Below are 16654 nucleotides of genomic sequence, written 5' to 3'. Positions count from 1 at the left end.
AAAATCCGGTTTGGCTTAAAATATAAAATCCGAATACTATTTGTGTTCGGATTTTTTTTATGCTGTAATTTTGGAATTTGATTAAATTTTATCGTTTTTAATACCATTGTGTTGATAACTTAAGTGCTTTAACTCGGGATTTTATAGGTATATACCCTGCGTTTTTATATATTTGCCTGTTAGACAATAATTATATTTTTTAGAACAGATTATATGAGCGAAGAAATCAAGAAGAACAATTATTCAGCAGATAGTATTCAGGCATTAGAAGGAATGGAGCACGTAAGAATGCGTCCGTCCATGTATATTGGAGATGTAGGAGTTCGAGGACTGCATCATTTGGTTTACGAGGTTGTTGATAACTCTATTGATGAGGCAATGGGAGGACATTGTGATACTATTGGTGTTACAATAAACGAAGACGGTTCTGTTACTGTTGAAGATAACGGACGTGGTATCCCGGTTGATTTACATAAAAAAGAAGGCGTTTCTGCACTTGAGGTTGTAATGACTAAAATTGGTGCGGGAGGTAAATTTGATAAAGATTCTTATAAAGTTTCAGGAGGTCTTCACGGAGTTGGGGTTTCGGTTGTAAATGCACTTTCTGTTCATATGAAATCTACTGTTTTCAGAGAAGGGAAAATTTATGAGCAGGAATACGAAAGAGGTAAATCTTTATATCCTGTAAAACAAATTGGAGAAACAGAAAAAAGAGGTACACGCCAGACTTTCTTTCCGGATGACACTATTTTTACTCAGACAATTGAGTTTTCGTATGATACATTGTCAGCCCGTATGCGTGAGCTTTCTTTCCTTAATAAAGGAATTACCATTACGTTTACGGACAGAAGAGAAGTAGATGAAAAAGGTGAATTCAGAAGTGAGGTATTTCACTCTGATGAAGGACTTAAAGAATATATCCGTTACTTAGACGGAAACCGTGAACCAATTGTTTCTCACGTTATCAGTATGGATAATGACAAAGGAGAGATTCCGGTTGAGGTTGCCTTAATTTACAATACAAGTTATTCAGAGAATATTTTCTCTTACGTAAATAACATCAATACACACGAAGGAGGAACGCATTTACAAGGTTTTAGAAGTGGTTTGACAAGAACGCTTAAAAAATATGCTGATGCTTCAGGTTTACTTGATAAATTAAAATTCGAGATTGCCGGAGATGACTTCCGTGAAGGATTAACAGCAATTATTTCGGTAAAAGTATCTGAACCTCAATTCGAAGGACAGACAAAAACTAAACTTGGAAACAGAGAGGTAGTTTCTCCGGTTTCTCAGGCGGTTGGAGAAATGTTAGAGAATTATTTGGAAGAAAATCCAAATGACGCTAAGCTGATTATCCAGAAAGTAATCTTAGCAGCTCAGGCACGTCATGCAGCGAAAAAAGCGCGTGAAATGGTGCAGCGTAAAACCGTTATGGGCGGCGGTGGACTTCCGGGAAAATTATCAGACTGTTCTGAGCAGGATCCTGCAAGATGTGAGGTTTATCTTGTCGAGGGAGACTCGGCGGGTGGAACGGCCAAACAAGGACGTGATCGTAACTTTCAGGCTATTCTGCCACTACGTGGTAAGATTTTGAACGTTGAAAAAGCGATGCATCATAAAGTTTTCGAAAACGAAGAGATTAGAAATATCTTTACAGCCTTAGGTGTAACAGTTGGTACTGCAGAAGACAGTAAAGCACTAAATATTGAAAAACTAAGATATCATAAAGTAATCATCATGTGTGATGCCGATGTCGACGGTAGTCACATCTCTACCTTAATATTAACGTTCTTCTTCCGTTTTATGAAAGAACTTATTGAAGAAGGACACGTATATATTGCAGCACCGCCTTTATACTTAGTAAAAAAAGGAAATAAAAAGGAATATGCATGGAATGATGTGCAGCGCGATCAGGCTAACGAAAGAATGGGTGGAAGTGCCAATATTCAACGTTATAAAGGTCTTGGAGAGATGAACGCCGAGCAGTTATGGGAAACAACAATGGATCCTAATTTTAGAACATTGCGCCAGGTAACCATCGACAGTCTTGCCGAAGCAGATCAGGTTTTCTCTATGCTGATGGGGGATGAGGTGCCTCCTAGAAGGGAGTTTATAGAGAAAAATGCAGTTTATGCAAATATTGACGCATAAAATGAAAATTTAATAAAATCAATTCGTTTAATTGTTTAAATTTACTAGACAATTAAACGAATTGTCTTTTTTAAGAATAGACAAATTAATTAATAACCGATAAAGTAAAAAAATATGAAAGTTACCATTGTAGGAGCAGGAAATGTTGGAGCTACCTGTGCAGATGTTATTTCTTATAGAGGAATAGCAAGCGAAGTAGTACTGTTGGATATTAAAGAAGGTTTTGCCGAAGGTAAAGCGTTGGATATTATGCAGTGTGCCACAAATACAGGATTTAATACCAAAGTTTCAGGCGTTACCAACGATTATTCTAAAACCGCAGGAAGTGATGTGGTAGTAATTACATCAGGAATACCAAGAAAACCAGGAATGACTCGTGAGGAGTTAATAGGTATAAATGCAGGAATTGTGAAAACAGTTGCCGAAAATGTACTTAAATATTCTCCGGATACTATAATTGTTGTAGTTTCTAATCCAATGGATACTATGACATATTTGGCATTAAAAGCGACAGGGCTGCCAAAAAACAGAATTATTGGTATGGGAGGAGCGCTAGACAGCTCTCGTTTTAGAACATATCTTTCTCTGGCTTTAGATAAACCTGCAAATGATATTTCGGCAATGGTAATTGGCGGTCATGGTGATACTACTATGATTCCGTTAACACGTTTAGCATCTTATAACGGAATTCCGGTTTCTCAGTTTCTTTCAGAAGACGTACTTCAAAAAGTAGCTGCCGATACCATGGTGGGCGGTGCTACTCTTACAGGATTACTGGGAACTTCGGCGTGGTATGCTCCTGGAGCGTCTGTAGCGTATTTAGTAGACAGTATTTTAAATGATCAGAAAAAAATGATTGCCTGCTCAGTTTTTGTAGAAGGCGAATATGGTCAAAATGATATTTGCATAGGTGTACCTTGTATAATAGGTAAAAATGGAGTAGAAGAAATTGTTGATATTAATTTAAATGACCAGGAAAAGGCATTATTTGCGAAAAGTGCAGATGCAGTTCGTAACATGAACGATGCTTTAAAGGCGATTTTAGTATAATAAAAACCGTAATAAAAAGAAAAAGCTGCACTTTTGCAGCTTTTTTTTTGAGATTAATTAATAAATAAATTGGTAAATATTTTCGTTAATTATATATTTGCTCGATTTAAAAAAAAATTGGTAATTCGTGATCTCGTTTTTTTGTTTTAAAAATTCATGTCAGGGCTTATTAAAAGTGAATTTAAAACCAGAAACAAACAATAAAACATAATTAATTTTTAGTAATAATGCAGAATAAAGGACTTATTAAATTTTTCGCAATTCTATTTGCATTGGTAAGTATTTACCAACTCTCGTTCACTTTTGTGGCAAATAATGTCAAAGGTGAAGCTAAAGCTTTTGCAGGAGATAATCCTGATAAAGAGCTAAAATATTTAGATTCTATTGGTAAAGAGAAAGTATTTAGTCTTGGTTTTACAGATTTTACTTACAACGAAGTAAAAAACAAGCAGTTAAACAAAGGTCTTGACTTAGAAGGAGGAATCAACGTAATTCTTCAAATCTCTATTAAAGACGTATTAAAAGGTTTAGCTAATAATTCTAAAAATCCGGTATTTAATAAATCATTAGCCGATGCAAGTGCAAATTTAGAAGGAAATAAGACCTATTTAAATAAATTTTTTGAAGCTTTTGAAGCAAATTCAAAAGGAACAGTGAAATTGGCTTCACCGGATATTTTTGCAAACAGAAGTCTGCAGGGTGATGGTGGGATCGATTTTCAAATGTCTGATGCTCAGGTTCAAAAAGTAATCAAAAGAAAAGTTGATGAATCTGTTGAAAGTGCTTTTAAAGTATTAAGAGAGCGTATCGACAAATTTGGTGTAACACAGCCAAACATCCAGAAATTAGGAGAAACAGGAAGAATCTTAGTTGAGCTTCCGGGTGCTAAGGATGTTGACAGAATTAAAAAATTATTAGGTGGAAAAGCTCAGTTAGAGTTTTGGGAAACTTATAAAATTGAAGAAGTTGGTAACTTCTTAGTTTCAGCAAACGAAGCTTTAAAAGCAACAGAAGTTAAGAAAACAGAAACTAAAACTGTTGCTAAAGATTCATTGAATGCTTTATTAACTGATGCTAAAGATTCAAGCGACGTTAAAAAAGGAAACAATCCTTTATTTGATAAAATGATTGTCCAGGGCGGTGGTCCGGTTTTAGGATACTTCGCTGTAAAAGATACTGCTGCAATCAACGGATATTTTAAAAGACCGGAAATTAGAATTTTATTGGCTGCTGATCAGCATAATGCAAAATTCGTTTGGAGCAAACCAACGACTATTAAAGATGCTAAAGCAAAAGAAGTTGAAGCTGTAGAATTATACGCTTTAAAAGGGAACAGAGATAACGTACCAGCTATGAGCGGTGGTGTTGTAACTGATGCAAAAGATACTTTTGACCAAATGGGTAAGCCAGCTGTTTCTATGCAAATGAACAGCCAGGGAGCTAAAGTTTGGGAAGAATTAACAGGAAGAGCTTTCTCTCAAAAAGGATATATTGCAATTGTTCTGGATAACATCGTGTATTCTGCGCCTGGTGTTACTAGCGGTCCAATTGCCGGAGGAAGATCTGAAATTACAGGTTCTTTTGATGTTGCTGAAACAAAAGATTTAGCTAACGTATTAAATGCGGGTAAATTGCCGGCTTCTGCAGACATTATCCAGTCTACAGTTGTAGGACCATCTTTAGGTCAGGCTGCAATTGATGCAGGTACAACTTCATCTGTATTAGGGTTTTTATTAGTTTGTGCATGGATGGTGTTCTATTATGGTAAAGCAGGATGGTATGCAAACCTTGCTTTATTATTAAACTTATTGTTCTTGTTTGGTATTATGGCAAGTTTTGGTTTTGTATTAACATTACCAGGTATTGCAGGTATCGTATTAACATTAGGTACAGCGGTAGATGCGAACATTATTATATATGAAAGGGCAAAAGAGGAATTACGTGAAGGTAAATCATTATCTGAAGCTGTAGCGGCATCTTATGGATGGCATGGTGCAATGCGTTCTATTATTGATGCTAACGTAACACACGTTTTAACTGGAGCGATTTTGTTTATCTTCGGTACAGGTCCAATTAAAGGTTTTGCTTTAACATTGCTTATTGGTATCGTAACTTCATTGTTTACATCAATCTTTATTGCGAGAATCTTTATTGATAGAAATATTGCAGGAAAAGGTGATTTAACTTTCTCTACAAATATTACTAAAAACTGGTTTACTAATTTCCACTACGACTTTATTAAAGTTAAGAAATTTACTTATGTTTTCTCTTCTATTGTAACAGTAGTGAGTTTAACTTCTATTTTCTTCATTAACGGATTAGATGAAGGTGTGGATTTTGTTGGAGGTAGAACATTCCAGGTTAAATTTGAAAAACCTGTTGATGCTAGTGTTGTTTCAGATGAGTTATCTGCAGCTTTTGGAACTCCGGTTGAAGCTAAGATTTTAGGTGATGATGATCAGTTGAAAATCACAACCAAATACAAAATTAAAGAAGATGGTATCGCTATCGATGAAGAGGTGAACCAAAAATTATACAACGCATTACAGAAATATTACCCAAATACGACTTACGATAAATTCATCAACTCTTACAATGGTAAACAGGTTGGGGTTTTACAAGCATCGAAAGTAGGAGCTTCTATCTCAGAAGATATTAAAACAAACTCGTATTGGGCAGTTCTTGGAGCAATGGCAGTTATTTTCTTATACTTAATGGTGTCTTTCCGTAAATGGCAGTATTCATTAGGTGCGATTGCAGCTGTTGCGCATGATGTAGTTTTCGTATTAGGAGTTTATTCATTATGCTACAAATTCATGCCTTTCCACATGGAGATGGATCAGCACTTTATCGCTGCGATTCTTACTGTAATTGGTTACTCTATGAACGATACGGTAATTGTATTTGACAGGGTAAGAGAATTTATCATCGGAAACCGTAAAGGAAGTTTCGAAGATATCGTAAATGCTTCTATTAATACTACATTATCAAGAACATTGAATACTTCATTAATGATGATTATCGTATTGTTAACGATGTTTATCTTTGGTGGTGAATCAATCAGAGGATTTATCTTCGCGATGTTAATTGGTATTATTGTAGGTACTTATTCTTCATTATTTATTGCTACTCCGGTATTGGTTGATACAATCTCTGCTGATGAGAAACACACAATTGAAGATAAGCACAACAAAGCTTAATTAATTATGTTTTAAATATTAAAAAAATCCAGCTTTCGCTGGATTTTTTTTTGTTTATATTTATAGAAAACAAATGCTTGTTTATGAATAAAAGAATACTGATGTATCTGGTGTTTCTTTTTAGTTTTTCTGAGTTAGCGGCTCAGGAAAAGCTTTCCCGCTTTGCAATTGGGTTTAATTATGGTTTCGGAAGTGAATTTAGCAATACAGATTATACTTTTACAAATCACTTTTATAAGCTTCAATTGTATTATAATTTAAAGGAAGGAAAGCATTTTCAATATCAAATTTTAATACAGCCAGAAATCAACTTTGCAAAACATCAATTACTGAATTTCTATTTTGTTAAACCTGATTCGCCGTATTTTGAAGAAAAAAGAGAAAGATATACAAAGTTGAAAGATGTTAAGGAATATGTTCTGAATATCGGTTTTCTGGTTCGGAAACCACTTTCTGAAAGATGCTCTTTTTATATTTTAGGAAGCATTGGTCCAATGATAAACGATACTGAAACCGAAAGAATGTCTGAAGGGTTTGCTTTTGCAGATGTTTTAGCGGTTGGTTTTTCTTTTAAATTTAAAAAAATGCAATTTGATATCCGTCAGGAAGTAAGGCATGTTTCAAACGGAGGATTAAGTGATACAAATGCGGGCTATAATACCAAAAATATTGAATTTGGGATTTCTTATCCTCTCTAATAAAAAAGTCCGGCATTTACGATTAAATGCCGGACTTTTATAATTTCTATAATTAATTTAAGATGCTGCTAAAGGGTTTCTTTGTGCTCTTATAACGAAGAATAAACCAATAATAATAAACGGAATACTCAGCCATTGTCCTGTAGAAAAATAGCCTAATGAACTTTCGATACCGCCCTGGCTTTCTTTTACAAATTCTACAATAAAACGCACAACAAATAAAAGAACTAAAAATAATCCGAATAAGAATCCTGTTTTAAGTCTGGCATTGGTTTTCCAGTATAAAAAGAACAAAATGGCGAATACAAAAACATAACAGATTGATTCGTACAATTGTGCAGGGTGTCTTGCCGGAACTTCTGCTAATAACTGAGAAAATCTGGGATCAGTTGCAATTGCATTATAAGCTTCTTTAGGATCATTAATTCCGGTTTTACCAACTGCCTGAGCTTTGTCGAATTTATCATGTAAAAAACGAATTCCAAATGCCGATGTCGTTTCGTTTCCTATAATTTCAGAGTTCATGAAGTTTCCTATACGTACAAAAATGGCACCGCTGGCTACAGGAATTACAACACGGTCTAATATCCATAACATAGGACGTTTCAGAATTTTTTTACTGTAATAGTACATGGCGATTATGATAGAAATCGCAGCGCCATGACTTGCTAAGCCTTGGAAACCTGTGAATTGGAATTCCGGTTGAAATCTAAACGGAAGGAAGATTTCTAATAAATGATCTTTAAAATAATCCCAGTCATAAAATAAAACATGACCTAATCGTGCTCCGATTAAGGTGGCTAAAACAGTCCATACAAAAAGAGAATCCAGCTTTTCCAGTGTTTCGTTTTCCCTTTCGAAAATCTTCTTCATCAGAAACCAGCCTAAACCAAAGGCAACTACGAACATTAAGCTGTAATATCGAATCATGAAAAATCCTAAGTCAATTCCTTCTGACGGATTCCAAACAATGTTTAAAGACTGTGTCATATATATATTAGATGTTTTGTGTATTGTAAAAATAGCTATTTAAATTTGAGATCTTCATAATGCAGCTTAATGTTTATGTGAACATTTTTTCTCAGGAACCGGATCGTAACCCGTTCTTCCCCACGGGTGACAGCTCAGGATTCTTTTAATTCCTAAATAGCCTCCATAAAATAATCCGTGAATTTGCAATGCCTGAATCATGTAGGTTGAACATGTTGGTTCAAACCGGCATGAAGCAGGTGTAAAAGGTGAAATGGCAGTTTGATAAAAACGTACTAATAAAACAAATGGGGTTGTAATTTTCATAGTTTATTAGTTTTTTACTTTTTACATTGAGAAACTGGTTCCTTCTTTACCGTCTTTTAACTGAATTCCCAAAGCAATAAGCTGGTCACGAATCTGGTCAGATAATGCGAAATTTTTATCGGCTCTTGCCTGATTTCTCATGGCAATAAGCATATTTACAACGCCTTCTAATTTGTCATTATTGCTGTCAGCTGCTTTTTCATCTGATAAACCTAAAACATCAAAAACAAATGCATTGATTGCAGCTGAGAATGTTTTTAGATCTTCGGCAGAAATAGTTTCTTTTCCATCTTTTAATAAGTTGATATAACGAACTCCCTCAAATAATTGTGCAATTAAAATTGGGGTATTAAAATCATCGTTCATTGCATCGTAGCACAACTGTTTCCAAGCGTTGAAATCAACAGAGCTTGAGTTTCCTGCCGATATAGAAGGAAGAGCATCAAGAGCTTCCATTAATCGTTTATAACCTTTTTCGGCTGCAGTAATGGCATCATCAGAAAAATCCAAAATACTTCTGTAATGTGCCTGAAGCATGAAAAATCGAGTTACAGATGCTGAGAATGGTTTGCTTAAAACAGTATTGTCTCCACTTAAAATTTCTCCGGGAAGTATATTGTTTCCTGTAGATTTAGCCATTTTCTTTCCGTTAAGGGTAAGCATATTGGCATGCATCCAGTAATTTACAGGAGACTGACCAGTGCAGGCTTCATTTTGTGCGATTTCGCATTCGTGGTGAGGGAATTTTAAATCCATTCCGCCTCCGTGAATATCAAAATGATTTCCTAAATATTTAGTGCTCATTGCTGTACATTCTAAGTGCCAGCCAGGGAAACCATCGCTCCAAGGCGAAGGCCATCTCATGATATGTTCCGGTTCAGCTCTTTTCCAAAGTGCAAAATCTTGTGGGTTTCTTTTGTCTGATTGCCCATCAAGATCACGGGTATTAGCTAGCATATCTTCGATATTTCTACCGCTTAAAACACCATAATTGTTGGTTTTATTATATTTTACAACGTCAAAATATACAGATCCGTTTGCAACATAACCAATTCCGGTATCAATTATTTTTTTGATGATTTCGATTTGTTCAATAATATGTCCTGTTGCAGTAGGTTCAATACTAGGCGGTAAAAAATTGAAAGCTTTTAGAATGTCATGAAAATCGACAGTATAGCGCTGTACAACTTCCATTGGTTCTAATTGCTCTAAACGTGCTTTTTTAGCAATTTTATCTTCTCCTTCATCAACATCATCTACAATATGTCCAACATCGGTAATATTGCGAACGTAGCGAACTTTGTAATCTAAGTGAAGAAAATATCTAAAAATTACGTCAAAAGACATAAAAGTCCTTACGTTTCCTAGATGTACGTTACTATAAACCGTTGGTCCACAAACATACATTCCAACATTTCCTTCATGGATTGGTTTGAAATCTTCTTTTTCGCCAGAAAGCGAATTGTATATTTTTAGTGGTTGACTGCTATATAAGGGCATATTTGCTTATTGTTTGTTGTTTGTGGTTTGTTGTTTGTGGTTCGACGGTAAAAAGTATTATTTGAATTTGAGTCCTTTGATTTTACATTTGTTTAAATAGTTCATCATTGCACCAATTTTATTTTTCACCAATTCTACTTTTTCATTTAGTTTTAAATGTTGTTCTTCGCTAATTAAATTTTTATCAAAAGCTCTGTAAGACTGTGATTTTACTTCTCCTGCGGAGCCTTTTGCAATACTTAAGAAATTGATGAATTCTCTGTTTCCATTTCTTTCAAAACCTTCCGCAATATTATCCATAATAGATCCTGAACTTCTGTCAATTTGATCTTTTAGGGCATAATTGGTTTTTAAGCTCGTGGTTTGGATTAAATTTTCAATTTGTTGGCAAATCTCTCGTGCTAATCTCCAGATTTCCAAATCTTCAAATTTTTCTATTTTCGCCATCAGAACAATAAACAATTAACAAAAAACAACAAACTTTTTAAAACTGTGTATCTAACTTAATATAATCAAGAAATTCTCTTCTAGTTTGAGGATCTTTGAATTTTCCACCAAATTCAGACGTTACTGTACTGCTCTCGATATCTTTAATTCCTCTTGAATTTACGCAAAGGTGTTTTGCGTCGATAACGCAGGCTACATCTTCTGTTCCTAAAGCTTTTTGAAGTTCCTGAACAATCTGCATTGTCAAACGCTCCTGAACCTGAGGTCTTTTTGCATAATACTCAACAATACGGTTCATCTTTGATAGTCCAATAACTCTTCCGCTAGAAATATAAGCAACATGAGCACGTCCGATGATTGGTAATAAATGGTGTTCGCAAGTAGAGTAAACAGTAATGTTTTTTTCTACCAGCATTTCTCCATACTTGTAGTTATTGTCAAAAGTTGAAGCTTTTGGTTGTTTAGAAGGATTTAAACCGCCAAAAATTTCTTTTACGAACATTTTTGCAACTCGGTTTGGGGTACCTTTTATACTATCATCCGTTAAATCCATTCCAAGTGTTTGTAGAATGTTTTCAACATCTTTTTTAATTTTTTCTATTTTTTCTTCATCGCTTAAGTCAAAAGCATCCTCTCGTAAAGGGTTTTTTGCATTGCTGCTGAAATGACTGTCACCTATTTCGTCTAAAAAATCGTCGTTATTTATCATTAAAAACTACTATTATGTGTGGTTTATCTTTTTAAGGCGGTAAAGATAATTAATAAATGGGAAACCTTTTCTATGGTTTTTATTATTTAATTGAACCTTTTTGGATATAATTTAAATTTTCTCTAATTGGCTTTTAAACACAAAAGACAATAACTGGAAAGTTATTGTCTTTTGAAAGTTTAAGTTTAGTTTTAACTATCTGCTTCTGTATGCTAAAAGAGCTTCTTTTAAAATATTAACAGCAGTAATTAAGTCTTTTTTATTTAAAACATAGGCAATACGAACCTGATTAAGTCCCATTCCCAGAGTTGAATAAAATCCTTTTGCAGGGGCAATCATTACTGTTTCACCGTTTAAGTTGTAACTTTCCAAAAGCCATTGTGCAAAATCATCTGCATTTTCGATTGGTAATTGAGCAATACAGTAAAAAGCACCTTTTGGTTTGGTTACAATTACGCCTTCTATTTTGTTTAATTCAGAAATTAAAGTATCGCGGCGTTCTTTATATTCTCCAATAACTTCATCAAAATAACTTTGAGGTGTGTCAATGGCTGCTTCGCAGGCAATTTGCTCAATAGTCGGCGGACTAAGACGTGCCTGTGCAAATTTCATTACAGTTGCGAGAACTTCTTTATTTTTAGTAATCAGACAGCCAATTCTTGCACCGCACATACTGTAACGTTTCGAAACAGAATCGACCATGATAACGTTTTGCTGTACATCTTCTAAATTCATTACAGAATAATGAACATCATCTCCGTCGTACAAAAATTCACGATACACTTCATCGGCAATTAAATACAGGTCGTATTTTTTAATTAATCCTGCCAGTTGTTTAATTTCAGTTTCTGAATATAAATAACCGGTTGGATTACCGGGATTGCAAATTAAAATGGCTTTTGTTTTTGAAGTAATCAATTTTTCAACTTCTTCGATACTTGGCAAAGCAAATGCTGTTTCGATAGACGAAACAAGAGGCACAACTGTTGCACTTGTTGAAGAAGCAAACGCATGATAATTAGCATAAAAAGGCTCAGGAATAATAATTTCATCTCCCGGATCTGTAATCGTGGCCAGCGCAAACAATAAGGCTTCAGAGCCACCAGTCGTAACGATGATGTCTTCTGAGTTAACATTTACATTTTGGCGTTGGTAAAATTGAGCTAATTTTTTTCTGTAACTTTCATATCCGGCTGACGGACTGTATTCGATAAGACTTAATTCAATATTTTTTACCGCCTCGATGGCCGCTTCGGGTGTCTTGATATCCGGTTGACCAATGTTTAGGTGATACACTTTGTGTCCTTTCTGTTTTGCTAAATCAGCATAAGGAGCAAGCTTGCGTATCGGTGATTCGGGCATGTTTCTGCCTTTGTTAGAAATTGTTGGCATGTGATTTTTTATTGAAGTGCAAATTTGCATTTTTTTTTCGAATTTAACGTAAACAATGCGGGTGCTTATAAAAATGTAACAATAATAAATATATTTGCTAATTTTATAATAAAATATTGTCAATGAAAAAACATATTGTCCTGTTTTTTGGGTTATTGCTGCCTTTTTTGGCAAAAGCACAAGATAATTTTATTATAGAAAACAATCATAAGAAGGTTGTTATTCCTTTTAAATTGATCAATAACCTCATTTTTATTCCAATACGAGTAAATGGTATCGAATTGAATTTCTTATTAGATTCAGGAGTCGAAGAAACTATTTTGTTTAGTATGGATGAAATGCAGGAAGTTAAGTTTAATAATGTGGAGAAAATCAAGCTTCGCGGTTTAGGTTCTGAAACTGAAATTGAAGGGCTGAAATCGACTAAGAATATTTTTGAAACACACGGATTAAAATCTGAAAACCACATGCTATATGTTATTTTAGATCAGAGTTTTAATCTTTCTTCTCATATTGGTATTCCTGTTAATGGCATTATAGGATATAAATTTTTCAAGAATAACCTGGTTGAAGTGAATTACGAAAAGAAAAAAATCACGGTCTATTCTGAAAACGAGTCTGTTAGAAAGAAGATAAAAAGAAAATTTAAGGAAGTTCCCATTACTATTGAAAGATCTAAACCTTATATTTATACCACTGCAGTAGTAGATACTGTTGAAATACCTGCAAAGCTGCTTATCGATATTGGAAACAGTGACGCATTCTGGATTTTTGAAAATAATAAAATAAAGCTTCCTAAAAAGAATTTTCCGGATTTCCTGGGAAAAGGTTTTAGTGGTGATATTGAAGGACACCGTGCCAGGATTCCAAAGTTCTCTATAGATGAGTTTGATTTTAAAAGACCAATTGTAGCTTTTCCTGATTCTACCTCTATTCGCAATGTTAAGATGGTTCCGGGGCGTATAGGTTCTGTGGGAGGAGAAGTACTTAAACGATTTACAGTTGTTTTAGATTACGCCGGCCAAAAAATTTACCTTAAAAAAAACAGTAAATATAAAGAACCTTTTGCCTATAATAAAAGCGGTATTACCATTCAGCATAACGGATTACAATGGGTTCAGGAAACCGTACATTTGGAGACAGTAAAAGTGTCGAGCTCATTAAATGAAACCGACATAAATCAGAACAGCAACAGTGGTAATTTCAGATACAAATTTTCTCTAAAACCAGTATACGAGATTGTTAATATCCGTAAAAATTCTACAGCCGAAAAATGCGGGCTGCAAGCAGGAGATATAATTGTTACCATTAATAAAGAACGGCCATACAAATACACATTGCAGCAAATAAACCAGATCCTGAAGTCAGAAGATGATATTTGGATAAACTTAGAAGTAGAAAGAAAGAGCCTGATTTTAAAATTTAGGTTCAAACTTGAGGATGAATTGTAATTGATTGATTATTATTGTATAATATTTATTAGTTTTTTGTTTTGTGAAAAAATAATTAAAAATCATTTTCTCACAAAATGAGTATTGATATTTTCATAAGTTTACCGAAAATTTATTCATTCATGGTCAAAAATTACAATGGATTTCTGCAAAAAGTACTTTTTCTTCTTTTTGTAGTATTTAGTCACCAAACATTCTACGCACAATGTGCCGGAGACGATGCGAGTTTAACAGTTTGTGATATTCCTGATCCAGCCAATCAGTCAATTAATTTATTTTCTTTAATTGGATCGGCTAATTCAGGTGGTACTTGGAATGATGACGACAGTTCAGGAGGATTAAATGCAACAAGTGGTGTTTTAAATGCGCACGCAATTAGACAAAGCGGTATCTATAGATATACATATACTGTAAGCGGCGCTGCGGGTTGTACTGACAATTCAGCTACCGTTACTGTTACTATTGGGGGATATGCTGGAAAACCTTCACCAACTGCGACAGTTTGTAGTGAAGATAGTCCCTTTAATCTTTTTCAGGCTTTTGACAGTGCTTATCTAAGTCCGCATTCAAATGGTCAATGGCATAATGATACTACAAATCAAAATATATCCGGATCAGTTATTAATGTTAAAGATTTAGAAGGAACCTACCAATTTACCTACACAATGCCTGCAATAGGCACTTGCCCTTCGCCGCCTCCTTCAACGGTGTTTATAACTGTTTTTCAGGCACCAAAAGCAGGAGATGCACAAAGATTAACATTATGCGCTAGTAACGGATTATCTGCCTATACAAATTATGATCTGTTTAGTTTGATTTCGGGACAGGATCCGGGAGGAACCTGGGTAGATAATAGTAATACCGGAGAACTTAATTTTAAAGGAGATCATGAGATAAATATTGAAAAAATATATAATAGTTTTGGGTCTAACGAATATAGCTTTTCATATAGAGTAAACTCAACAAATCCTATTTGTCCGAATAAACAAGCAACAGTTGTAATTAGACTTGAAGAAAAGCTTGATTTTACCGGAGCAGTTGTAGAGGTCAATTCGGATATATGTGAAAGTGAAATTACAACGGCCAATTATACAGTTACTATTACAAGAGGAGCAACAAATATACCAAATGGGAGCTATTATGTAAGATATAGCGTGTCGGGGCCAAGGGCAGCAACAGAAACAGTTTTATCTAATTTTAACAACGGTGTCCTTACTTTTCCATTAAGACCGGATTTTTTCCAACAAGTTGGTGTTTTTAAAGTTAACATATTAGATATTTACGCTTTTAACAGCCGAAGAGCATGTCAAAATATTATAAATAATTTATCAGACGACTTGATTATTTACCCCAATCCAGACTTAGAGGGAGCTGTTTTAACATCTGAACCTACTTGCCAAAATAAAGATGCGATAGTTCATCTAAGTAATGCCATTAAACTTGCTGATGGAGACTATAATATTATATATAATGTAACAGGTGCAAATACAGCATTTTCACAAGTAGCAAGAATTACGGTTACCGGAGGAAATGCAGATTTTATAGTGCCTGACCAGTTGAATTCAAGAAGCGGCACCTCTGTAATTAGAATTACTGCTATTACACATATTGAATCTCAATGCGTCAGTGGGGCAGATGTAGCAGGAAACATTATTATCAATCCGCTGCCAAATTTTTCAGCTCTGACCATGCAAATCGCAAGTGTTTGTTTCGGCAGACCGGTTCAGGTTACAATATCCGGTTTTCAGGCTTTAACAGATGTTACATTATCGTACCAGCTTTCAGGGCAAAACACTTCTCCAGTACAAACAATTGATTTAAATCCGGTTAATGGAATAGCAAGTTTTGTAATTCCATCTGCTCTACTTCCTAATTCAGGATCATCAGCAATTACTATCACTAATTATAAAAATAATACAACAGGCTGTGATATTGATGTTACAGGAAAAACAGGAAGTTTTATTCTACATCCTATTCCAACGGCTCCGGCAGCTGCAAATCAGTCGTTTTGTAAAGCTGATGAAGCAACGGTACTAGACCTGCAGCCTCAGGGAGTACAGTATAAATGGTATATTTCTGAAACTGCGGCAACACCACTGCCTGACAACTATCTTCTAAAATCGGAAGATTATTTCGTCAAAGAAACTTCTCCTGCAGGATGTGTTTCCGAAGCCTCTAAAATTACCGTAACTATAAATGATGTTCCTGCACCGGTATTAATTGCTGATGGACAAAATTTCTGCGGATTAGACAATCCAACAATTTTGAATTTATCTAACAATACCAATTCGCCTTCAACGGTTGTATGGTATGATGCGGCTGTTAACGGAAATGTACTGCCTTCTTCGACACCCTTAAGCGACAGGACAACGTATTATGGATTTGATTTTTCGAATACCGAAAATTGTATATCATATGAAAATCTGGCGGTAACAGTTTCCTTAATCGATTGTAATTCTCAGGAATATGCATTTTTTGTTCCGGATGGATTCTCTCCAAATGGAGACGGAATTAACGATACTTTTATAATTCCTGATATTGACTTTTTATATCCGGATTATACAATTGAGATTTTCAACAGATACGGAAACGGAATGTATAAAGGTCATAAAAATAAACCGGGATGGGACGGAATGAATTATGAACAAAGCGGTCTCAGCGGAGGAATAGCACCAAATGGAGTATATTTTTATGTTCTGAATTTTAATAAAAACAATAAACCTCCGCAGCAAGGAAGAATTTATTTAAACCGATAGT

The 16654-nt window shown here is 34.8% G+C and carries 12 protein-coding genes; 6 read left to right on the top strand and 6 right to left on the bottom strand.

The genetic code is table 11. From position 1 onward, the window contains the following. Nucleotides 1-213: 213 nt before the first annotated feature. The 4 genes from gyrB (at nt 214) to OZP11_RS07805 (ending at nt 7102) form a co-directional block, all read left to right on the top strand. Nucleotides 214-2154: a DNA topoisomerase (ATP-hydrolyzing) subunit B gene (gyrB, locus tag OZP11_RS07820; RefSeq protein ID WP_281234663.1), complete on the top strand. Its 1941-nt coding sequence runs from the start codon at nt 214-216 to the stop codon at nt 2152-2154. 114 nt (nt 2155-2268) lie between these two features. Next, nucleotides 2269-3204 carry a malate dehydrogenase gene (mdh, locus tag OZP11_RS07815; protein WP_281234662.1) on the top strand — a complete coding sequence of 312 codons (936 nt, stop codon included), beginning with the start codon at nt 2269-2271 and terminating at the stop codon, nt 3202-3204. Between the two features lie 227 nt (nt 3205-3431). Continuing rightward, a complete protein-coding gene (secDF, locus tag OZP11_RS07810; RefSeq protein ID WP_281234661.1) occupies nt 3432-6404 on the top strand; it encodes a protein translocase subunit SecDF in 2973 nt (990 codons plus the stop codon). An 83-nt stretch (nt 6405-6487) separates the two neighbouring features. Further along, nucleotides 6488-7102, top strand: coding sequence for an acyloxyacyl hydrolase (locus OZP11_RS07805; RefSeq protein WP_281234660.1), 615 nt, complete (start codon nt 6488-6490; stop codon nt 7100-7102). Nucleotides 7103-7159: 57 nt separating this feature from the next. Here OZP11_RS07805 and lgt read toward each other — a convergent pair whose 3' ends face one another. The 6 genes from lgt to OZP11_RS07775 all read right to left on the bottom strand — a co-directional run bounded on the left by lgt (nt 7160) and on the right by OZP11_RS07775 (nt 12446). Then, nucleotides 7160-8092 carry a prolipoprotein diacylglyceryl transferase gene (lgt, locus tag OZP11_RS07800; protein ID WP_281234659.1) on the bottom strand — a complete coding sequence of 311 codons (933 nt, stop codon included), beginning with the start codon at nt 8090-8092 and terminating at the stop codon, nt 7160-7162. Between the two features lie 66 nt (nt 8093-8158). Then, nucleotides 8159-8398 carry a membrane protein insertion efficiency factor YidD gene (gene yidD, locus OZP11_RS07795; protein WP_281234658.1) on the bottom strand — a complete coding sequence of 80 codons (240 nt, stop codon included), beginning with the start codon at nt 8396-8398 and terminating at the stop codon, nt 8159-8161. Nucleotides 8399-8419: 21 nt separating this feature from the next. Continuing rightward, the gene (cysS, locus tag OZP11_RS07790; RefSeq protein WP_281234657.1) at nt 8420-9898 is read right to left on the bottom strand and encodes a cysteine--tRNA ligase; all 1479 of its coding nucleotides are present in this window, start codon (nt 9896-9898) and stop codon (nt 8420-8422) included. A gap of 57 nt (nt 9899-9955) precedes the next feature. Further along, entirely contained in the window at nt 9956-10345 is a 390-nt protein-coding gene (locus OZP11_RS07785) for a four helix bundle protein (RefSeq protein WP_281234656.1), read from the bottom strand. 37 nt (nt 10346-10382) lie between these two features. After that, nucleotides 10383-11054: a GTP cyclohydrolase I FolE gene (gene folE, locus OZP11_RS07780; RefSeq protein WP_281234655.1), complete on the bottom strand. Its 672-nt coding sequence runs from the start codon at nt 11052-11054 to the stop codon at nt 10383-10385. A gap of 195 nt (nt 11055-11249) precedes the next feature. After that, nucleotides 11250-12446: a pyridoxal phosphate-dependent aminotransferase gene (locus OZP11_RS07775; protein WP_281234654.1), complete on the bottom strand. Its 1197-nt coding sequence runs from the start codon at nt 12444-12446 to the stop codon at nt 11250-11252. Nucleotides 12447-12568: 122 nt separating this feature from the next. On the opposite strand from OZP11_RS07775, the gene OZP11_RS07770 reads away from it, so the two are divergent. Beyond that, nucleotides 12569-13897 (top strand): PDZ domain-containing protein, encoded by a 1329-nt coding sequence (locus tag OZP11_RS07770; RefSeq protein ID WP_281234653.1) that lies wholly within the window; start codon nt 12569-12571, stop codon nt 13895-13897. A gap of 122 nt (nt 13898-14019) precedes the next feature. Continuing rightward, entirely contained in the window at nt 14020-16653 is a 2634-nt protein-coding gene (locus OZP11_RS07765; RefSeq protein WP_281234652.1) for a T9SS type B sorting domain-containing protein, read from the top strand. Nucleotide 16654: the final 1 nt, after the last annotated feature.

The sequence above is a fragment of the Flavobacterium gelatinilyticum genome (assembly GCF_027111295.1).
Taxonomy (GTDB): domain Bacteria; phylum Bacteroidota; class Bacteroidia; order Flavobacteriales; family Flavobacteriaceae; genus Flavobacterium; species Flavobacterium gelatinilyticum.
Note: the sequence above shows the minus strand (reverse complement) of the source record. Positions and strands in the feature narration are given on the sequence as shown.